Origin of the sequence: Sulfurimonas sp. (assembly GCF_026988655.1) — a bacterium.
GTDB lineage: Bacteria > Campylobacterota > Campylobacteria > Campylobacterales > Sulfurimonadaceae > Sulfurimonas.
This window is the reverse complement of sequence record NZ_JALSKT010000017.1, coordinates 1-20,254: the sequence shown is the minus strand read 5'-3', so window position 1 is coordinate 20,254 and position 20,254 is coordinate 1. Positions and strand designations below refer to the sequence as shown.

The 20,254-nt window shown below is 34.2% G+C and carries 20 protein-coding genes; 16 read left to right on the top strand and 4 right to left on the bottom strand.

The window, feature by feature from the left end; translation table 11 throughout:
• Positions 1–158 precede the first annotated feature (158 nt).
• From MV052_RS01875 to MV052_RS01860, 4 genes are read left to right on the top strand one after another with little or no spacing between them, the layout of a single operon-like run.
• On the top strand, positions 159–1,337 hold the full coding sequence (locus MV052_RS01875; RefSeq protein ID WP_297440434.1) for an efflux RND transporter periplasmic adaptor subunit: 1,179 nt from the start codon (positions 159–161) through the stop codon (positions 1,335–1,337).
• Between the two features lies 1 nt (position 1,338).
• A complete protein-coding gene (locus MV052_RS01870) occupies positions 1,339–4,485 on the top strand; it encodes an efflux RND transporter permease subunit (protein ID WP_297440431.1) in 3,147 nt (1,048 codons plus the stop codon).
• A complete protein-coding gene (locus MV052_RS01865; protein ID WP_297440429.1) occupies positions 4,485–5,783 on the top strand; it encodes a TolC family protein in 1,299 nt (432 codons plus the stop codon). The genes MV052_RS01870 and MV052_RS01865 overlap by 1 nt, the downstream gene beginning before the upstream one ends.
• Before the next feature lie 55 nt (positions 5,784–5,838).
• Positions 5,839–6,963, top strand: a complete 1,125-nt coding sequence (locus MV052_RS01860) for a choloylglycine hydrolase family protein (protein WP_297440427.1) — start codon at positions 5,839–5,841, stop codon at positions 6,961–6,963.
• A gap of 10 nt (positions 6,964–6,973) precedes the next feature.
• Here MV052_RS01860 and MV052_RS01855 read toward each other — a convergent pair whose 3' ends face one another.
• Positions 6,974–7,891, bottom strand: coding sequence for an aldolase/citrate lyase family protein (locus tag MV052_RS01855; protein WP_297440425.1), 918 nt, complete (start codon positions 7,889–7,891; stop codon positions 6,974–6,976).
• Positions 7,881–8,231 (bottom strand): c-type cytochrome, encoded by a 351-nt coding sequence (locus MV052_RS01850; protein ID WP_297440423.1) that lies wholly within the window; start codon positions 8,229–8,231, stop codon positions 7,881–7,883. The genes MV052_RS01855 and MV052_RS01850 overlap by 11 nt, the downstream gene beginning before the upstream one ends.
• 60 nt (positions 8,232–8,291) lie before the next feature.
• On the opposite strand from MV052_RS01850, the gene folD reads away from it, so the two are divergent.
• The 9 genes from folD to trpB are packed head-to-tail and all read left to right on the top strand — an operon-like array spanning position 8,292 to position 14,849.
• The gene (folD, locus tag MV052_RS01845; RefSeq protein ID WP_297440421.1) at positions 8,292–9,149 is read left to right on the top strand and encodes a bifunctional methylenetetrahydrofolate dehydrogenase/methenyltetrahydrofolate cyclohydrolase FolD; all 858 of its coding nucleotides are present in this window, start codon (positions 8,292–8,294) and stop codon (positions 9,147–9,149) included.
• The gene (gene lepB, locus MV052_RS01840) at positions 9,150–9,959 is read left to right on the top strand and encodes a signal peptidase I (protein ID WP_297440419.1); all 810 of its coding nucleotides are present in this window, start codon (positions 9,150–9,152) and stop codon (positions 9,957–9,959) included.
• On the top strand, positions 9,946–10,623 hold the full coding sequence (locus MV052_RS01835) for a site-2 protease family protein (RefSeq protein WP_297440417.1): 678 nt from the start codon (positions 9,946–9,948) through the stop codon (positions 10,621–10,623). The genes lepB and MV052_RS01835 overlap by 14 nt, the downstream gene beginning before the upstream one ends.
• 11 nt (positions 10,624–10,634) lie before the next feature.
• Complete coding sequence (gene rpiB, locus MV052_RS01830) at positions 10,635–11,066, top strand: ribose 5-phosphate isomerase B (RefSeq protein WP_297440415.1); 432 nt, start codon at positions 10,635–10,637, stop codon at positions 11,064–11,066.
• Between the two features lie 2 nt (positions 11,067–11,068).
• Positions 11,069–11,401: a hypothetical protein gene (locus tag MV052_RS01825; RefSeq protein WP_297440413.1), complete on the top strand. Its 333-nt coding sequence runs from the start codon at positions 11,069–11,071 to the stop codon at positions 11,399–11,401.
• 9 nt (positions 11,402–11,410) lie between these two features.
• Positions 11,411–11,962: an adenine phosphoribosyltransferase gene (locus tag MV052_RS01820; RefSeq protein ID WP_297440411.1), complete on the top strand. Its 552-nt coding sequence runs from the start codon at positions 11,411–11,413 to the stop codon at positions 11,960–11,962.
• Entirely contained in the window at positions 11,962–13,152 is a 1,191-nt protein-coding gene (locus MV052_RS01815) for an AAA family ATPase (RefSeq protein ID WP_297440409.1), read from the top strand. Before MV052_RS01820 ends, MV052_RS01815 begins: the two co-directional genes overlap by 1 nt.
• A complete protein-coding gene (locus tag MV052_RS01810) occupies positions 13,142–13,642 on the top strand; it encodes a hypothetical protein (protein WP_297440407.1) in 501 nt (166 codons plus the stop codon). The genes MV052_RS01815 and MV052_RS01810 overlap by 11 nt, the downstream gene beginning before the upstream one ends.
• A gap of 1 nt (position 13,643) precedes the next feature.
• The gene (trpB, locus tag MV052_RS01805; protein ID WP_297440405.1) at positions 13,644–14,849 is read left to right on the top strand and encodes a tryptophan synthase subunit beta; all 1,206 of its coding nucleotides are present in this window, start codon (positions 13,644–13,646) and stop codon (positions 14,847–14,849) included.
• A 9-nt stretch (positions 14,850–14,858) separates the two neighbouring features.
• Here trpB and MV052_RS01800 read toward each other — a convergent pair whose 3' ends face one another.
• Positions 14,859–15,761, bottom strand: coding sequence for a diguanylate cyclase (locus tag MV052_RS01800; RefSeq protein WP_297440403.1), 903 nt, complete (start codon positions 15,759–15,761; stop codon positions 14,859–14,861).
• Positions 15,762–15,862: 101 nt separating this feature from the next.
• Between MV052_RS01800 and MV052_RS01795 the strand changes: the two genes are divergently transcribed.
• From MV052_RS01795 to metE, 3 genes are all read left to right on the top strand, one after another.
• Positions 15,863–17,269, top strand: coding sequence for a leucyl aminopeptidase (locus tag MV052_RS01795; protein WP_297440401.1), 1,407 nt, complete (start codon positions 15,863–15,865; stop codon positions 17,267–17,269).
• Positions 17,270–17,308: 39 nt separating this feature from the next.
• Positions 17,309–17,509 (top strand): hypothetical protein, encoded by a 201-nt coding sequence (locus tag MV052_RS01790; protein WP_297440399.1) that lies wholly within the window; start codon positions 17,309–17,311, stop codon positions 17,507–17,509.
• Positions 17,510–17,575: 66 nt separating this feature from the next.
• Entirely contained in the window at positions 17,576–19,855 is a 2,280-nt protein-coding gene (gene metE, locus MV052_RS01785; RefSeq protein WP_297440397.1) for a 5-methyltetrahydropteroyltriglutamate--homocysteine S-methyltransferase, read from the top strand.
• A 57-nt stretch (positions 19,856–19,912) separates the two neighbouring features.
• Here metE and MV052_RS01780 read toward each other — a convergent pair whose 3' ends face one another.
• Complete coding sequence (locus MV052_RS01780; RefSeq protein ID WP_297440395.1) at positions 19,913–20,236, bottom strand: MTH1187 family thiamine-binding protein; 324 nt, start codon at positions 20,234–20,236, stop codon at positions 19,913–19,915.
• Positions 20,237–20,254: the final 18 nt, after the last annotated feature.

Genomic DNA, 20,254 nt, shown 5'->3' with positions numbered 1-20,254 from the left:
AATTATTTTAGCCGCTGCCTCTGGATTGTTCTTGCAAAAATCTATAGCTTCTTGTTCTGTCATAATATGTATGTTTAAGCAATTTTTGTGCCTATTTTTTTGTTTGGTGCTGAATGGTTACAATAAAACTTAGCTATAATACACAAAAAGGCACCACAATGATGCAAACTACTTCTTGGAAAATGGCTTCAACAGTTTTTCTCTTCTCAAGTCTTTTGTTTAGTGCTTGTTCTCAAGAGCAAAAACAAGAACAAAAAAGAGAAATACCCCCACTTAATGTTCAAACTGTTACTGTTCAAAAACAAAATATTCCTATTTGGATTGAATATACTGGAACAACAAAATCAAGCAGTAAACAAGAAGTAAAAGCAAGAGTCAATGGCATTTTAGAAAAAGTTTATTTCAAAGATGGTGCGCATGTTCGCAAGGGGCAAAAACTCTTTAAAATTGAACAAGACGAATATATAGCAAATTTAAATGAAGCAAAAGCCAAAAAGGCCGTTGATGAAGCTTCTTTAAGACTTGCCATTGCAGATGTAAATCGATATCAACCACTTGTAGATGAAGGGCTTGCTCCTCGAGCTACTTTAGAGCAGTATGAAAGTAAAAAAGCAGCACTAAAAGCCCAAATAATGGGAGATAAAGCAAAAATAAAAAAAGCACAAATCAAACTTGATTACACTATCATAAAAGCGCCTATTTCTGGAAATATTAGTGCTAGAAGAGTAGATGTTGGGAACCTAGTAGGACCAACAGAAGCAACAACTTTAACGACTATAGTTCAAGACAATCCACTCTATGCTTACTTTTCTACATCTACAAAAGATTTTTATTTGATAAATAAATACAAAGAGAAAGAAAAATTGTATGCATTTATAGAAGTGAGAAATCTTGAACATTCTCTGAGATTAAATGGCTATATAGACTTTTCAAATAATGTTGTAGACAATTTAACTTCAACTGTCACCATGAGAGCAACTATTGCAAATAAAGACTATCAAGTGATGCCTGGTACTTTTGTATATGTCAATATTTTTTTAAGTGATAAATATAAATTTATAATGATTTCACCTGAGGTTATTTTTAATGATCAACTTGGAAAATATGTCTATACACTTACAAAAGACAACAAGCTCAAACGCAGTTATATCAAAACAGATTACTCCAATCGCTACTATGTCAGTGTCAGTGAAGGTTTAAAAGATGGAGATAGAGTTGTCGTTTCTTCTCTTATAAAACTTAAAGAAAAAATGTCTGTAAATCCAACTGATGTAACACAAGAGCAAGGGATACAAGCTATTTTAAAAACAAATAATCTCTTACCAAAAAAGATTTAGTATGTTTAGTGTAACTTTTATAAAAAGACCGATTTTAGCTATTGTTATTGCTCTAATAATTGTCATATCCGGTTTAGTCTCGCTCAATATGCTTCCTATCTCAGAGTATCCGGATGTGGCACCACCAACAGTAAGTGTAAGCGCTACTTATACAGGGGCAAATGCTTTTATAGTTGAAGATACTGTCACGCGAGTGCTTGAAGATAAACTCAATGGAATTCAAGGTGTAATTTACATGGATTCTTCTTCAAGTTCTGACGGAAGTGCAACGATAAATATTTACTTTGAACCAGGTTACGATATAGATATTGGGGCTGTAGATGTACAGAACAAAGTTTCTACTGCTATGGCATCTCTCCCTCCAGAAGTAACACAACAAGGTGTCACGGTTGATAAAAGAAGTCCTAGTATTGTTTGTTTGATTGCCATTAGTGGAGATGAACGATATGATGGAAGTTTTTTAAGTAACTTTGTAAATATCAATATTCTGGATGAAATTAAAAGAATTTCAGGTGTTGGAAAGGCTATCAATTTAGGAGAGAAAAAATATGCTATTCGTATTTGGCTCAATCCTGATAAAATCAAATCACTCAACCTCACTCCACTCGAAGTTATCAATGCAATAAAAAGTCAAAACAAACAAGCTTCTATAGGAAAAATAGGGGCTATGCCTACATTTAAGGAACAAAAACAGGAGTTTACCTTAACAACAAAAGGAAGACTCAGTGATGTAAAAGAGTTTGCAGATATTGTAATAAAAACCAAAAAAGATGGTTCACTCATTCGTCTGAGTGATGTTAGTAGCATTGAACTAGGGAGTGAAAGCTATGCCTGGAATGCAATCTCAGCAAAAAAACCAACAGGACTTATTGGTGTTTATCAGCTAGGAGAAGCGAATGCTTTAGATATTCGACAAAGAGTCGCTGATACTATGAAAAAACTCTCACAAAGGTTTCCTGAGGGTATTAGCTATGCTGTTCCTTATGACACTACAAAATATGTAAAAGTTGCCATAGATAATGTTGTACAAAATCTTTTTATTGCTATTGCTTTAGTAATCTTAATCATTTTCATCTTTTTAGGTTCATGGCGTCCTACTGTAATTGCTTCAGTAGCTATACCAGTGTCACTTATTGGTACTTTTGCTATTATGCAGCTAGCACATGGATTTTCGATTAACTTTTTAACACTCTTTGGTCTCATCCTTGCCATTGGAATTGTCGTTGATGATGTGATTTTAGTTGTTGAAAATGTTGAAGTCATTATGGAAAAAGATCCAGAACTTACTATGCCTCAGGTTGTAAAAGCAGCTATGATAGAGTTAATCGGACCCATTATCTCAACGACACTTGTCTTGATTGCTGTTTTTGTTCCCGTGTCACTCCTTCCAGGCATCACAGGTTCATTGTATCAACAGTTTGCACTGACTATCTCTTTTGCCGTTATGATATCTTCTTTAAATGCACTTACCCTCTCCCCTGCTTTGAGTGCTATCATTATCAAACGAAGAAATAAAGGAGAAGAAAAGTTTATATTTTTTAGAAAGTTTGATGAACTCTTTGCAAAAATCACCACACTCTATGCAAAAATTGTCAAGTTTCTTATTACTATTCGCTATGCTCTCATCCTTGTAATGGGTGGTGTTTTCTATCTTACCTATTATCTTTTTACTATTACACCAACAGGATTTGTTCCCTCTGAAGATAAAGGCGTATGTATGGTTTCTGTCACTCTCAAACCAGGAAGTGCTCTGACGCAAACCTCTCAAGTTAGAAAAGAGGTTGAAAATCTCATCTATAGCATTCAAGGTGTTTCTAACATTGTCTCCATAGAAGGCTACAACATTGTTACTTCATCATTGGATAGCTCTGCTGTAGCAATGTTTGTTTCATTAGAAGATTGGAGTCAAAGAAAAAGTAAAGCAGAGAGTGTTTTTGGAATCATACAACAGATAAAAGAAAAAGGACAAAGCATAGCAGATGCGAATATTGCTGCGTTTAATATGCCAGGTATCCCAGGTGTTGGGAATGTCGGTGGATTTGATTTTAGGCTGCAAGATTATCTCGCAGGAAATATCAATACATTTAAAGCATATGCAGATAAAATCATACAAAAAGCATTTCAAGATCCTAGAGTTTCTTATGCTTTTACAACTTTCTCAACAAACTATCCTATGTATGATGTCAAAATAGACAGAGCCAAAGCCAATGCACTTGGTGTCAACTTGTCTGACTTGTTTACAACTATGCAAGCCTATCTTGGTTCTATTTATATCAATGATTTCACTAAATTTGGAAAGGTTTTTAGAGTTTTTGTTCAAGCTGATAAAGCATACAGAAGTTCAAAAGAGGACATCTCTAAACTTTTTGTAAAAAACAATGCCGATAAAATGGTACCACTCAATGCGCTTATTTCTATAAAGGAGATAACAGGTCCACAGAACTTGACGCATTATAATCTTTACAGAAGCATACAAATCAATGGTGCAGCTGCCCCGGGTTATAGTTCAGGAGATGCTATGCAGGCAATGCAAGAGATTGCTAAAGAGGTATTACCCACAACATATGGATATGAATGGTCAGGAATGAGTTATCAGGAAAAACTCGCTGGAAATGCTCAAATCTACATTGTAATTTTTGTAACTTTAGTTGTCTTTTTGGTTCTTGCTGCGCAGTATGAAAGCTGGATACTTCCTTTGATGATTTTGCTATCTGTACCAATGGTTATAGGGGGAGCTGTCGGAGGTTTACATTTTATGGGCTTACCATTAAATACTTTTGCACAAGTTGGATTAGTTTTACTTGTAGCCTTAGCTGCAAAAAATGCCATACTCATCGTAGAGTTTGCCAAAGAACAGCGTGAAAGTGGAGTAAGTATACAAGATGCTGCACTCAATGCTTCTACACTACGATTTCGTGCCATTATGATGACTATTTTATCATTTGTATTTGGTATATTTCCTCTAGCATTTGCTTCTGGGGCTGGAGCTATTACACAAATATCAATCGGGATAGTGTTGCTTTTTGGTATGCTAGCTGCCACCTTTGTTAGTACACTTTTTGTACCTGTGTTGTATGTACTTCTTGAAACAATGAGAGAAAAATTTGTCAATGTTGAAGATGAAATAACAAGAAGGGAGTCTATCTAATGTCACATAAATCTTTTTTCAAATATCTAGGCTGTAGTATTTTGGCTTTGAATCTTCATGCTACTGAAGTGTATACAGTAGATGAACTTATAGTTAAATCTTTACAAAATTCACCTGAGCTAAAAGTCACTAGCTTAAATTATAAAGCTTCACAAAAACAATACGATATCTCTTATGCAAACTATCTTCCAAGAGTTGACCTAAAAGCTGCAGCTTCAAAAGTAGGTATGAGTGACCTATCCAATCAATCAAGAATGATAGATGACACTGTTTTACTTGGCAAACTCTCTGTCAAGCAAATCATTTATGATTTTGGAAAGACAGGAGCAAATGTAGATGTTGCAAAATATGATTCAGAAGCAACTTTGATGCAAAATATTCAAAAAATATCTGATAAAAAAAGAGAAGTCAAAGGAGCTTATTATACTGTCTTGCAAGCAAATGCACTTATCAATGTTCAAAATGAAAATGTAAAGCTAAACGCAGCGCAGCTTTATCGTGCAAAAAAATACTTCAAAGCAGGAATACGAACTAAAATAGATATCTCAGATGCCAAGGTCAATCTAATCCGGGCTAAAATAGAACTCAAAAATGCACTTTACAATCTAAAACTAGCCTATGCCTCGCTTGATAAAATAGTAGGCTTTAACTCACTAAGTAGTGACTACAAAGTCTATACACCACAGTTACATCTTAACACTCTATACCAATCTGTATATGATTATGACCTAAGCTTGAGTGATTCTATCCTTTACGCGTACGATAATAGAGCCCAGCTCAAAGCATCTAGTTTAAACGTAAAAAGTGTCAATGCAACTATTGCTGCAAATAAATCACAGTACTACCCTGCTCTGTACTTCAATGCCGACTACACAAAACAATCTTTAGATACTTTCAAACAGTTTCAACCACAAGATCAATGGCAAGCAGGTGTAACACTAAACTGGAATCTTTATGAGGGCGGTGCAACACAATCCCAAACGCAGCGAAGCAAGATACTCACCTCAGTCGAAAGTTTTAAACAGCTAGACTTAAAATTAAAAATAAAAGAGAATGTAACTAAGCACTACATCAATCTTCATAGAAATAAAGACACTTTAGAACTTGCCCAAAGCCTTATGGAGGCTTCAGCCCAAAAATTTTATCAGGCAAGTAAAAGGTATGAGCATGATCTTTCAGACTATATAGAGCTAGAACAAGCCCGTCAAGGATATATAAACGCAAAGGCTTCACTAATCATAAACTATTACAATTATTACATAGCAGTAGCTAACCTTGAAAATGCAATAGGTCGCTAAAAAACAGTAGATAACAAATAGTTTTATGATAGAATAACAAAAAAAGGAGAGTGAAGTGAAAAAAAATATTTTTAAAATTGTGATTTCAAGTATAGTACTTATGCTATTTACACAAGGTAATCTAAGTGCATGTACTGGTATATGCCTAGTAGCAAAAGATGGTGGAGTAGTTTATGGAAGAACAATGGAATGGGGAACATTTGACCTTAAATCACGAGTGGCAATTGTTCCAAGAGGATTTCAGTTTGTAGGCTCTACCCCAGATGGTCTGAACGGGATTCCATACAAAACCAAATATGGATTTGTCGGCTTAGATATGATAGGAACTAATTTTATAGCAGATGGCTTAAATGAAAAAGGACTAGCTGTTGGGATGTTTTACTTTTCAGGAGAAGTTGAATATGCAAAATATGAAAAGAAAAATGCTAAAAACTGTTTAACTTCAATGGATATCTCAGGGTATATTTTATCTCAGTTTTCATCAGTCAAAGAAGTTAGAGAAAAACTAAATACCTTAACCATTGTTCCTGTGTTTGAAAAAGCCATAGGAACTACAACAGATACCCATTGGATGATAACTGATAAAAATGGAGATTCAATAGTAGTCGAAGTTGTTAGCGGTAAATTTAAAATCTTTGATGCACCATTAAAGGTTATCACAAATAAGCCGTCGTATGATTGGCATATGACAAATATGAGAAATTACATTAACCTCTCTCAAAATGGTTTTCCTGCAAAAACATTAAATGGTTTAAAAATAAAACCAACAGGTCACGGCACAAGTTTATTGGGAATGCCAGGGGACAATACTCCACCATCACGTTTTGTAAGAGCGGTAGTTTGGACACAATTGGCACGTGAACTTGACAATCCAAAAGAGGCAGTTTATGAAACATTCAGGATACTTGATAATTTTCAATTACCAATAGGTGGAGATGCTGCAGAAGGAAGTGTAGGTGATACAAACAAAACGCATGACCTAATGCGTAGCTCAACAATATGGACAACAGCATGGAACTTAACAGATCTGACTTTAAATTATCATACACAACACAACAGAAGAGTAAGACAACTAAATATGAAAAAAATAGATTTTGGAAATATGGGTAAAAAAATAGTACACTTACCACTAGATAAAGAGAAAAAACAAGATATTGAAAATATTACACCTCAATTATAGAAGCTACTTTTTAGCTTCTTAAAAGTTTGAGTGCGCCTTTGTATATTGGTTCATCTATAAAGCCGTACTCCTCATCTACAAAACCTGTGATGCCCTCATCTCTATGCATTTCGAAGAGTTTAACTATTGTTTTTGCTCTTTTAATTTCTGCTTCTTTATTAACAAAGATTGTATTGACTAAGTCCACTTGAGCAGGAGAGATACACCCTTTTGCATCGTAGCCCATTGTATGTTCTAAGAGTAACCATTTCTCAAATGTTTGTAAATCTTTATACTCTTGAAAAACAAATGAAACAGGTTTTACACCCATAGCTTTTGTTGTTATAAGAAAATGTGCCAACATATACTGTAGGGTTGGATTTTCTAGCTCGATTAAAGATTGGGCTAGACCCATATCTGCAAAAAGATCTAAGATACCAAGATAAAATGTTGTCACTCTATGATTTACTGCCAAAGTGTTGAGGTTGTGCCATGCTTGTGCTGTTTCTATAGAGAGATGCAACTCTATCTCTTCATTTAAAAGAGCTAAAACATTTCTTATTTCTTTATCATTTTCTATCTTTGGCACTCTGATGGCATCTGGCATAAACTGGTTGAGATAGGTAATCTCCTCATAGCCACCCTCATGCAAAGCATTGACGCGCACAACAAGTTTTTTATCACTCTCTTGTATGCGTGAAATAAATATGGCTGCTAAAACAAGTGCAAAAGGTTTATCTTCTTTACTCACCCCATCTTCAAGATTTAAGATGATGCAGTCTGCATCTAAAGATTCTACTTTTGAAAGGTGTTTGATATTATTGCATGAAAGCATCAAGACAGATTTAAAATCACTGCGTTTATTAAGCTTTCTCAAACGAGGAACTGCCAAAGCATCAAGCTCTTTTAAGCTGCGTTTAGCATATGCTTCTTCTATTTTACTGAGCATCTGTTTTCTTCTTTTTGTCATTTTTATGGAGATAAAAGTAAAGTGCTTCTACCTCTTTGTTTGTAAGATAATAGCGTGGCATTCCTTTTTTTCTTTTGTTTAATGCCTTGTCAAAATCTTTAAAAGAGACGCTATTTATCGCAGGTCCTACAAAACTTTTTTTCTTCTTTTTATATATATACGTTGCTATGACTTTACCCTCGCCATTTTTCCCATGGCACTTTTGACAGCCTATACCTCTTGGGTTTTCATAAAGCTGTGAAGCGTACTCCATCGGTGTAATAAAGGTACTTGTTGCAGATAAAAGAAGTGGCAGTGTCAAAAAAAATATATATTTCATTATTAGCCTAATATTATTTTAAAAAGGTATAATATCAAAAAAATTATTTAAGAGGTTTAAATGCAAATTCTTGATGGTAAAGCACTCGCGAACAAAATTGAAGAAAACGTCACCTTGGAAGTTACAGATTTAAAAGCAAAAAAAAATGTAACTCCGGGATTGGCAGTTATATTAGTTGGTCAAGATCCAGCTAGTCAAGCTTATGTAAGCATGAAGAAAAAGGCTTGTGACCGTGTTGGATTTTATTCTGTATCACATGAAATGCCACAAGATATATCTCAAGATGCCATCGAAAATACTATCAAGATGATGAACCAAAACAGTAATATTGACGGTATTTTAGTACAACTTCCACTTCCTCCCCAAATCGATACGACAAAAATCTTAGAGCTTGTTGACCCTGCTAAAGATGTCGATGGATTTCATCCTTACAATGTAGGACGTCTTGTTACAAATCTTGATGGTTTTGTACCCTGTACACCGCTTGGTGTTATGGAACTTTTAAAAGAGTACAACATTGATGTAGAAGGTAAAAACTGTTGTGTTGTTGGTGCTTCTAACATCGTGGGCAAACCTATGGCATCTCTTCTTTTAAATGCAAACGCAACTGTTGAAATTTGTCATATTTTCACTGATGATTTGAAAAAGCATACCTTAAATGCAGATATTATTTTAGTTGGTGTTGGCGTGATTAACCTAATCAAAGAAGATATGGTAAAAGATGGTGCTATTATCATTGACATCGGAATTAACAGAGCAGAAAATGGAAAACTTGTTGGTGATGTTGATTATGCCAATGTTGCACAAAAATGTTCTTATATTACTCCTGTTCCTGGTGGAGTTGGTCCGATGACTATTGCTATGCTTTTGAGCAATACCCTAAAAGCAGCAAAACTAAACGCAGCTAAGAAAGCATAAATGAAAAACTTTCTACACAAAGCTTATAAATGGTCAAACTCATGGACAGGTACGATTGTAATCGTTTTATTTGTTATCTTTTTTGTCGCACAGGCATTTCGAATCCCAAGTGGAAGTATGAAAGACTCTCTTTTAGTTGGTGATCATCTTTTTGCTAAAAAGTTTGCTTATGGTATGCCTATGCCATATATTCCATTTTTAGAAATTCCGGTATTACCTTGGAGTGATAAGCTTAAACTTATAGATGGAGATAAACCAAAACATGGAGATATTGTCATCTTTAGATATCCAGGAAACATCAAGCAACACTTTGTTAAACGTTGTGTAGCACTTCCTGGAGATGAACTTTTTGTTGCAGAAAAAAATCTTTTTATCCATTTTAAAGAAGGTGATGAGTGGATAAAAGAAAACTACAAAGATTATGAAATTGCTATTTTTGATGGAAAATTATGGGTCAAAAACCCTTATATGAAAATACACCCTGGCGTGCATCATGATCCTAAGATTATTGATGATGGTCGCAATCCACTGCCAATCTTCTTCTTTAATCCAATCAAGGTCGAAAAAGATCACTATTTTATGATGGGTGACAACCGTGACCACTCAAACGATAGTCGTTTTTGGGGTGCTGTTCCATACGAAAACATTGAAGGAACACCATGGTTCATCTACTTTTCTATAGATAAAAACTATGAAATAAGATGGGATAGAATAGGAAAAACGCCTACAGATTTAGAGCAGTCTCCTTATTTGGATAAAGCTATCAAAGAAAGAGAAAAACAAGACAAAGATTATTATGGAATTACTTGATATACTTAAAATAGCAGCTGCTGTTTTAGCACTTGCTATTGCCATTATTGGTCATGAAATAATGCACGGATGGGTTGCCTATATGTATGGTGATATGACGGCAAAAAATGCAGGCCGCCTAACCATCAATCCTATCTCACATGTAGATTTAGTCGGAACTATTATCGTTCCTGCGACTATGTACTTTTTACCTATGCTTTTTGGAAGTGACAGTGGGTTCTTATTTGGTTGGGCAAAACCTGTCCCAATTAATACTGCAACAGTGATAAGAAGAGGTGGATATAACGCTGCTATACAAGTTGATTTAGCCGGTATAGTATATAACTTTACACTTGGTGCTTTTGCCGCCATCGCTCTGACAGCTATGGATGCACCTACAACGGCAGATTCTCTTATATATGTTTTTTTATATATCTTTGTTTATCAGTTGCTTATTATCAATATTGTTCTAGGAGTCTTTAATCTCCTACCTATTCCACAGTTTGATGGAGGTCATTTTTTAATGCATCTTGCGTTAAAATACAAGATAAATGCTATAGCAGAATTTTATTATAAAAATGAGCGTTACGGTATCATCATTGTTCTTATAATTTTGATGACACCCTTAAACCAGTATGTACTTTTTATGCCAGTACAGGCAATTATTAATTTATTATTATCTTAAGAGGAGAAAGAATGAAGTTTTATATAGGAACAGACCACGCAGGGTTAGAGTTGAAAAACTGGACAGTTGCGCTTTTACAATCAAAAGGACACGAGGTTGTTGACCTTGGTCCATATAGTAAGGACAGAGTTGATTATCCAGATTATGCACACAAAGTTGCTTTAGCTGTTTTAGAAGATACACAAGCACAAGGTATTTTAATCTGTGGAAGTGGCATCGGTATGAGTATGGCTGCTAACAGACATGAAGGCATTCGTGCAGCACTTTGCCATGATGCTTATACTGCAACAGTTGCACGTGGACATAATGATGCAAACATTCTTTGCTATGGCGAACGTATAGTAGGTGAAGGTGTTGCCGAATCTATCATCGACGCGTGGATAGCTGGCAGTTTTGATGGTGGTCGTCATGTAAACAGAGTTCAAAAAATAGAAGTTATCTAATCATGTTTTGGGAATGGTCTCTTTTAACTATACTTTCTATTGTTTCTATTTATTTGTTTGTAAAAATGTTTTACTTTAAAAGTATTACTAACAAAGAACAAAGAAGTAATGACTTAATGAAATTAACACTTCAAGAGGCTGAAATTCTGATAAGAAAATATCAAATACAGCTCCAACGTGCTCTTGGAAATGTAGATATTTTAAGCGAAGAGTTGACAAAACTCAGAAATGAGCTCAAAGTGCTCAAACAAAGAAACTCAAAACACAGACAAGAAGTTGATAGACTCAATGCTAAAATCAAAGCACTTGAAAGTCGTATCGACGCCCTACTCTAAAGGATAAAAATGCTTACACTTAGTGAAAATGAAAAAAGTATCATCGAAAACTCTATAAGAGATATCCAAGACTTTCCAAAACCGGGTATCGTTTTTAAAGATATCACAACGCTGTTAAATAATAAAGAAGCATACGCGACACTTATGAATCACCTTGCAAAAAGGTATAAAGAATATGACTTGGATTATATCGCTGGGATAGATGCACGAGGGTTTATCTTTGGTGCAGCACTCGCTCAAATGCTCGGCCTTGGTTTTGTACCAATCCGTAAAAAAGGAAAACTGCCTTACACAACCATCAGTGAAAAGTATGCTCTTGAGTATGGAATAGATGAGATAGAAGTTCATATCGATGCCTTTGGTGAGACAAAGGGTGCAAAAGTGCTTATCATAGATGACTTAATAGCTACAGGAGGCACGGCAAACGCAGCAGCAACACTTGTCAATCAAACCGGTGCTATCTGTGTTGAGTGTTGCTTTATTATAGGTCTAAACTTTTTAGACGGCATCAAAAAATTACAAGAAAAAACTGAAGTATATTCAGTAATAGAGGTGAATTAGTGCTACGCCTAACTGTTAAAAATTTTGGAATTTTAAAAAATATAGATGTAGAACTCAGAAAAACAAATCTTTTTATTGGTGATAATGGCAGCGGAAAGAGTACACTAGCTAAGCTAATTATTATTGTTACCGACTTCACTCTTGACGAAACTGAAATCCTTCAGAGACTCAAAGATTTTAATATTGATTTTTTTAATAAAGACTGTGTTATAGAAGTTAAGGAAGATGATCTACTCATCTTAAGTATTGTTGGTTTAAAAATAAATTTTTCTAAAACAAGAAAAAATTTTCTTCAAACTTTACAAAAACATGAAACTACAATTGCAGTGAATAATTTAATGAATGCAGCTAAAGATGAAGATATCCTTGATGAACTCATCAATAAAGTTTCAATGGACAATAAAGACTTAGCTGATATTATTATTAAATTAAAAAACAACAAAAAGCTTAGGAATAGTTTGACCAATATTGATAGAAGTATTAATCATTCAAAATCAAAATATATCCCAGCAGAAAGAAATTTAATCTCACTTTTCAATCAATCACTAAGCAATATTATTAATGCTAAAATACCTTTACCAAAAATACTTTTAGAGTTTTCTTCTGAGTATAACAGTGCAAGAAATGAGATTAAAGAGCTAGATATACTTAATATGAAGTATAAAAATGAAAATTCAAATGATAGAATTTACTATGAAAGTAATAACTCGTTAGCTCTTGAAAATAGTTCTAGTGGAATACAATCTGCATTGCCACTTTACTTGACTTTAAAATATTTTGCTACCAAACATAAAAATATAATTATAGAAGAGCCAGAATTAAATTTATATCCAGAATCACAAATTGATACGATTAAATATATAATAGAGAATAGACAAGAAAGTTCTTTAACTATCATGACTCATAGTCCATATATCTTATCTATTTTAAATGTACTCCTTTTCGCACATAAGGCCGCAAATACAAACCCTATATTAAAAGAAAAGATATCTAATCTTATTCAAGAAGAGCAACAAATAGACCCTAATGAATTTTGTGCATATCTAATTGAACATGGAGTTTCAAAAAATATTAAAGGTAAATCCACAGGAATGATACAAGAGAATGCCATTGATGATATTGGTGGTCTGATAGACAATGAATTTAATGACTTAATAGATATCTATAGTGAGTTTAAAAGTGATAAATAACTTTAATCATTGCTTAGAGAGTATAAATAAAAAAAACTTTTTTATTCAAGATGGGAATGATAAACAGCCAGCTTTTATAGTAGAAAAGCATGGAGAGTTTGAAGTTATAAATAACACAAAACACCCTATTAATTTTCTTAAAATAGATTCATGTGTTGCTAACTCTACTGACAATTCACGATGTGACTGTGCTATATATAATAATACTACATTTTGTTTTATTGAACTAAAATGTATTAAACCAAAAAACTTACAAAAAAACAGAAGAAAAGCTGAAAAACAATTAGAAGTTACAATTCAAGCATTTCGTAATAAAGAAGTTCTAAAAACTAAAATATTAGAAGCCTATGTTTGTTGTAATTGTAAAATTGGCACAGATAGTAGTTTTGAACCAATCACAAAAAAACCAAATAACAAAGAAAGGATAGTGTATTTTATGTATGAACTTAATACAAAACTATATTGCGATACAAAAAAGGAGTTTAACTAATATGAATAACTATATCCCATCCCCTTCAAAATTTGACCCTGATGAAAATGGACACTTTGGTATCTTTGGTGGGCGTTATGTTCCTGAGACACTGATGCCGGCACTTTTAAAATTAAAAGAAGAGTATGAATCTATTCGTTTTGATGAAAGTTTCTGGAAGGAAGTTGATTATTATCTTAAAGACTATGTTGGTCGTCCTTCTCCTTTGTATTATGCTGAAAATATCTCTAAAGAACTTGGTGCAAAGATTTACCTAAAGCGTGAAGATCTCAATCATACAGGTGCCCATAAAGTAAACAATGTCATTGCCCAAGGCTTAATGGCTAAACGTTTGGGTTACAAAAAAATCATTGCTGAAACTGGCGCTGGACAACATGGTGTTGCCACTGCGACAATATGTGCCTTACTTGATTTAGAATGTGAAATATTTATGGGTGCAAAAGATGTTCAAAGACAAGAGCTCAATGTATTTCGTATGAAGCTCCTTGGCGCAAAAGTAAACGCAGTAGAGAGCGGTTCACGAACACTAAAAGATGCTATGAATGATGCCATTCGCCACTGGGTTACAAATGCAAGAGATACTTTTTACATTATCGGTACAGTTGCAGGTCCACATCCTTATCCTATGATGGTAAGAGATTTTCAAGCTATTATTGGCTGGGAAGCAAGACAACAAATACTCCAAAAAGAAAATACTCTTCCTGATTATGTTCTTGCTTGTATTGGTGGTGGAAGTAATGCCATAGGCACATTTCAACACTTTTTAGAAGATGAGGATGTTAGATGTATTGGCATCGAAGCAGGTGGTTTAGGTTTAGATACAAACAAACATGGTTGTTCTTTGGAAAAAGGTCGTCCTGGCGTTTTACATGGACAAATGAGCTACCTTCTGCAAGATGAAGATGGACAAATTTTAGAAGCACACTCTATTAGTGCTGGACTTGATTATCCTGGTATTGGACCTGAACACGCTTTTCATAAGGACAACAAATCAGTTTCTTATGATAATGTCACAGACCAAGAAGCTCTCGATGCTTTTGTATGGCTCTCACAAAAAGAGGGAATCATTCCTGCGTTTGAGAGTTCTCATGCTATAGCCTATCTAAAAAAGATGCCTGATATTAAAGATAAACTCATCATCGTAAATCTCTCAGGTCGTGGAGACAAAGATATGATACAAGCCAAAGATATACTCCACTTTGACTAGGCCTTTGGCTTAGTTAACTTTCATTTTTCCATACTCTTGTTGTACGGCTTCATGAAGTGCATTTTCTACTCTGTTCATTACATCTTGTACATCATCTTCATGACGAAATGTTGTTAATCCAAAGGCTAAATCTGGTGTTATTCCTTTGAGCATATCTGCCTTACCCAATTGTATTTTTAATTTTTTTGCCAAAATTTCTGCTGCTTTTAGATTTGTATTTGTGAGGACCACCACATAATCAGCCCCATCCCAACGCCCTACTTCATCAGATTTTCGTATGAAATTTTTCAAATCTTGCGAAAATTTGTAGATAAGTTTTTCACCAACTTTCAAACCAAACTTTCCAATAATTTTATCTATATTTAGGACACTAAAATAGATGATAGAGGTCGGCGTTTTATAACGCTTATAATTATTAAGTTGATGTTTTAAGATTGACTGAATATGAACTTTTGATGAAAGCTTAGAGAGTTGATCAACCATTGCAAAGTTTGCAAGCTGATCAAGCCCCTCTTGACATTTTCTAATCTTCTCAAAAAGATGAAAATGGTAATTGATTCGGGCTAAGAGTTCTTTAGAGTCAAAAGGATTTTTAATATAATCAGATCCTCCATTTTCAAAACATTTACTCAGTAGTTTTTTATCATGTACTTTAGCACTGTCAATATAAATGATAGGGACTTTTGTTCCATACTTTGTATTTGCAAAAGCAACTATCTCTTCAATATCTACATAATCAACATCCGCATTAACAAGGATAAGACTATACCCACCATCTCCAAAATTTACTTTTTTTAACTCTTCATTTGCAATAACAGCTTCACCAATAAAATCATCTTTTTTTAGTACATTGTTCAAGGCATCAAAATTTTCTTGATTTATTTCAATAATTAAAATCTTATTTTTTTTCATGAAATTATTTTATCACAAAAAATAGCTCACTTTGATTGGATAAAGAAATTTTATTCTATTTCTGCTACTATATAAAAATAATTTACAAAATGGAACATAATATGAATATAGAACTAATGAACAATTCTTCAAGTCAAAGTAAAGAGAGTCTCAAAGTTGTCCTTTTTACAAAAGAGACACTTACATCAGACAAAAATGCCAAGCTTTACAAAAAAGCTGGTTTTAAAGCAGCACAAGATACAAACTGTTTTTTATATGAAAAAAACATCCTTGCTTGTGGCTTAGAGGATATGCATAATGACAATGTGAGATCTACTATAGCTACTGCTATAAAAACCTTAAAAGCAGCAAACTATAAAACTGCAAATCTCAATGTCCAAAGTAGCAATACCAAAGCCATTATAGAGGGTATCATATTAGGTGGTTATGAATTTAACGCATACAAAAGTAAACCTAAAAAAGTAAAACTCAAAGAAATCTACCTCCTTTGTGATGATGTTAAAGAGCTAAAAGATAGCTTTGAAGAGTCTATTATCATAGCAGAAGCTACATGCTTTACTCGTGACATAGTCAATACTACACCCGATGATATGAATCCTCCAGCATTAGCAAAACTCGCTAAAAAATTAGCAAAAGAGAATAAGCTTGAGTGCGACATTTTAGGAAATAAAGAACTTAAAAAAGAAAAATGTGAAGCTATGCTTGCTGTAGGTCGTGCTTCTCGTCATGATACAAAACTTATTCATCTTGCATATAAACCTGCTAATCCTAAAAAAATCATATCTTTAGTAGGAAAAGGTCTTACATACGACAGTGGCGGACTGAGCCTTAAACCTGCTACTTCTATGGTAACAATGAAGATGGATAAAGCTGGGGCTTGTGCTGTTCTTGGCATTATTAAAGTTGTAAGTGAGCTCAAACTTGACATAGAAGTTCATGCCTTTGTTGGTGCAGTTGAAAATATGTTAGGCGGTGATGCTTACAAACCTGATGATGTACTCAAATCTCGTAAAGGTGACACCATAGAAGTTAGAAATACTGATGCTGAGGGTCGTTTAGTCTTAGCTGACGTTCTTGACTATGCGCAAGATACAGTACAGTCTGACTATCTCTTTGATTTTGCAACACTCACAGGTGCATGTATGGTCGCTCTTGGTCAATACACAACTGGTGTAATGGGACACTCTAATAGACTCAGACATGATATCTCTAAAGCTTCGAGTAAAGCAGGAGAATTAACAGCTAGTTTGCCATTTAACAAACATCTCAAAAAACAACTAAAAAGTGATATTGCAGATATCTGTAACATCTCAAATAAACCTTATGGTGGAGCTATCACGGCAGGAATGTTTTTAGATAATTTTATAAAAGAAGAGAACAAAGATAAATGGTTGCATTTTGATATTGCTGGAAGTGCCTACACTGAGAGCCCTTGGGATGTAAATGTTCATGGTGGAACAGGTGCAGGTGTACGTTTTATGAGTGAGTTTTTAAAAAATATCAAATAAGTATGATATAATTTCGAAAAATTTTAACGAGGAGATATAATGGCACTAAAAGAACTCTTTATTGCAACTGCTTTAGCACTTTTAACGACTTCAAATCCTTGTCATTGTCATCTCTTTTTCACCATCAAATCAAAATTGATGGTTTTGTTAAACCACTATATTCCGAGATGCCCATTTTATACTGTATGTTTTGCATTTCGCCGTAGTGGTGTCCACCCTCCTCTTTCAATCTCCTTATAATTAAATCATAAAACTTTAACAAATAAAAATTATTGTCAGAAATGACACAAAACAAAGGATATTGTAATGTCAAAAAATACGTATGTAGTAGGATTTCCAAGAATTGGAGAACAAAGAGAACTAAAATTTTCCCTTGAAAGTTTTTGGGCTAAAAAAAGTGAATTTTCAGAAGTTGAAAAAGTAGCCAATGGACTCAAACAAAGACACTGGAATTACCAAAAAGATGCAAAAATTGAGTATATATCTTCAAATGATTTCTCACTTTATGACAATATGCTAGATATGTCAGTGCTACTCGGTGCTGTGCCAAAAAGATTTCAAGGGCTTAAAGATAAAGAGCTTTATTTTGCAATGGCAAGAGGAAATACACAAGCAACTGCCTGTGAAATGACAAAATGGTTTAATACAAACTATCATTATATAGTTCCCGAACTTTCAGTAGAGGATGAATATAAGCTAAACGCAGTAAAGCTTTTACAAGAGTATAAAGAAGCAAAAGAACAAGGAATTAAGACAAAGATAAATATTATAGGACCTATCACTTACCTTGGACTCTCAAAAAGAGTTGACGGTGGTGATGTGTATGAGCTTTACTCAAAAATCATGCCTATATATGAAGCACTTCTAAAAGAAATAGCTCAGCTAGATGAAAGCATTACGCTTCAAATAGATGAGCCAATATTTGTAAAAGATTTAGACACAAAAGTCCTCTCTTTAATTAAGCCTACATACGACAGGCTCTCTGTCATATCAAATAATATTAATATTATTCTTATGAGCTATTTTGAACATGCAAAAGAAGCAACAAAAATTCTTGTAAACACTCCTATTTATGGGATTGGACTCGATTTTTTATATGGCAAAGAAAACTTTGATTCATTAGATATTATTGCAGCTTCAGATAAAAAACTTATATGTGGTCTTGTTGATGGAAGAAATATCTGGAAAAATGATATTAGTGCAACTGTTCAAATGCTTCAAAAAATAGCAAAAAAGCTTAAAAAAGAAAATATTTTTATCTCATCTTCATGCTCACTTTTACATGTTCCTTTCAGCCTAAAATATGAAGAAAAATTAGATGATGAAATAAAAAACTGGCTGAGTTATGGTGTAGAAAAACTAGATGAAATAGCTTTAATATCAAAAATATTTTTTGATGGTGAGGCATCTTTAAGCGATGAAGAATCTACTGCGTTTGAAGCAAATAAACAAGCAAATATCTCAAGAAAAACTTCCCAACGTATCCATGATAAGAGAGTCCAACAAAGAGTTTCAGACATAGAAAAATACGAACGTGATGGAACTTATGAAGAGAGAATCGCTCTGCAAAAAGCAAAATACAAGTACCAACCACTAGCAACAACAACCATTGGTTCTTTTCCTCAAACACCAGAAATACGACATGCAAGACGTGAATTTAAAAACAACAACTTAGATAAAACTAGCTATGAAAATGAAATGAAAAAGTACATAGATGATTGTGTCGCATTTCAAGAAGAGTGTGGACTTGAGATCTTAGTGCATGGTGAACCTGAACGTAATGATATGGTTGAGTACTTTGGAGAACAACTCCAAGGCTACGGTTTTTCACAAAACGGCTGGGTACAAAGCTACGGAAGTCGTTGTGTTAAACCACCATTCATTTATGGTGATATCTCACGTCCAAAACCTATGACGGTTGAGTGGATTACATACGCACAGAGCAAAACGAGCAAAATCATGAAAGGAATGCTCACTGGTCCTGTTACGATACTCAACTGGTCATTTGTTAGAGATGATAAAGAGCGAAGTGAGGTCTCAAAACAGATAGCTTTAGGAATTTGCGATGAAGTCAATGATCTACAAAAGGCAGGCATCAAAATGATACAAGTCGATGAAGCTGCGTTTAAAGAGGGTTATCCTTTACGAACATCCAAGATACAAGAGTATGAAAATTGGGCGGTAAGAGACTTTAAACTCTCTGTGAGTTCTGCAAAACAAGAGACACAAATCCACACACATATGTGTTACAGTGAGTTTAATGACATCATAGCAACCATAGAAGCAATGGATGCCGATGTTATCTCTATAGAGACCGCAAGAAGTGGTAATGAACTTCTTAAAATCTTTGCAAAAGTTGGCTATAAACAAGAAGTTGGTCCTGGTGTTTATGACATTCACTCACCAAGAGTACCAAGTGTGGATGAAATGGTCACACAGATAAAAGCTCTTTTAGAGGTTCTCCCAAAAGAGCAACTTTGGATAAATCCAGATTGTGGTTTAAAAACACGAAAATGGGAAGAAGTCAAGCCAAGTCTAAAAAATATGGTTGAGGCTGTCAAAATCGTTCGTGAAGAAGTTTTGTAGTCTTTTGTGTTCCACACTATAATGAGCAAAGCTCATTATAGTGTTTTAGTCGATAAATTATTTATTGACTGTTCTGCCTATGTTTTTTTCAACTGACTCTATTTTCGTTTTAAGTCTATTTTCTGTGTTTTGGCGAATGTCCAACTTAAGTGAAGAGTAGACTCTATCACAATCTTTTACTTGTTCATAAGCAAGCGCTATAATATCTAATGCTTCACGCATAGTCTCAGTTTCAACAACTGTACCCATGGGAGTAAGTTGATACGCTACTCCACTCTTGTCTATCGCATCGATAATTTTTGCTACTTGTTTTGATACAGAACTCCCCTCTCGACAGTTATCTGAAGTAGGGAACATTGAAAATTCTAAAAGTACACTCATAATTATATATCCTTCTTA

Coding starts and splice junctions, on each gene's coding strand:
- MV052_RS01870 (WP_297440431.1), top strand. CDS start 1,339: ATGTTTAGTGTAACTTTTATAAAAAGACCGATTTTAGCTATTGTTATT.
- MV052_RS01795 (WP_297440401.1), top strand. CDS start 15,863: ATGAATATAGAACTAATGAACAATTCTTCAAGTCAAAGTAAAGAGAGT.
- MV052_RS01825 (WP_297440413.1), top strand. CDS start 11,069: ATGTTTTGGGAATGGTCTCTTTTAACTATACTTTCTATTGTTTCTATT.
- MV052_RS01875 (WP_297440434.1), top strand. CDS start 159: ATGATGCAAACTACTTCTTGGAAAATGGCTTCAACAGTTTTTCTCTTC.
- MV052_RS01865 (WP_297440429.1), top strand. CDS start 4,485: ATGTCACATAAATCTTTTTTCAAATATCTAGGCTGTAGTATTTTGGCT.
- metE (WP_297440397.1), top strand. CDS start 17,576: ATGTCAAAAAATACGTATGTAGTAGGATTTCCAAGAATTGGAGAACAA.
- MV052_RS01820 (WP_297440411.1), top strand. CDS start 11,411: ATGCTTACACTTAGTGAAAATGAAAAAAGTATCATCGAAAACTCTATA.
- MV052_RS01855 (WP_297440425.1), bottom strand. CDS start 7,891: ATGCTCAGTAAAATAGAAGAAGCATATGCTAAACGCAGCTTAAAAGAG.
- rpiB (WP_297440415.1), top strand. CDS start 10,635: ATGAAGTTTTATATAGGAACAGACCACGCAGGGTTAGAGTTGAAAAAC.
- MV052_RS01850 (WP_297440423.1), bottom strand. CDS start 8,231: ATGAAATATATATTTTTTTTGACACTGCCACTTCTTTTATCTGCAACA.
- MV052_RS01835 (WP_297440417.1), top strand. CDS start 9,946: ATGGAATTACTTGATATACTTAAAATAGCAGCTGCTGTTTTAGCACTT.
- lepB (WP_297440419.1), top strand. CDS start 9,150: ATGAAAAACTTTCTACACAAAGCTTATAAATGGTCAAACTCATGGACA.
- folD (WP_297440421.1), top strand. CDS start 8,292: ATGCAAATTCTTGATGGTAAAGCACTCGCGAACAAAATTGAAGAAAAC.
- MV052_RS01790 (WP_297440399.1), top strand. CDS start 17,309: ATGGCACTAAAAGAACTCTTTATTGCAACTGCTTTAGCACTTTTAACG.
- MV052_RS01800 (WP_297440403.1), bottom strand. CDS start 15,761: ATGAAAAAAAATAAGATTTTAATTATTGAAATAAATCAAGAAAATTTT.
- MV052_RS01780 (WP_297440395.1), bottom strand. CDS start 20,236: ATGAGTGTACTTTTAGAATTTTCAATGTTCCCTACTTCAGATAACTGT.
- trpB (WP_297440405.1), top strand. CDS start 13,644: ATGAATAACTATATCCCATCCCCTTCAAAATTTGACCCTGATGAAAAT.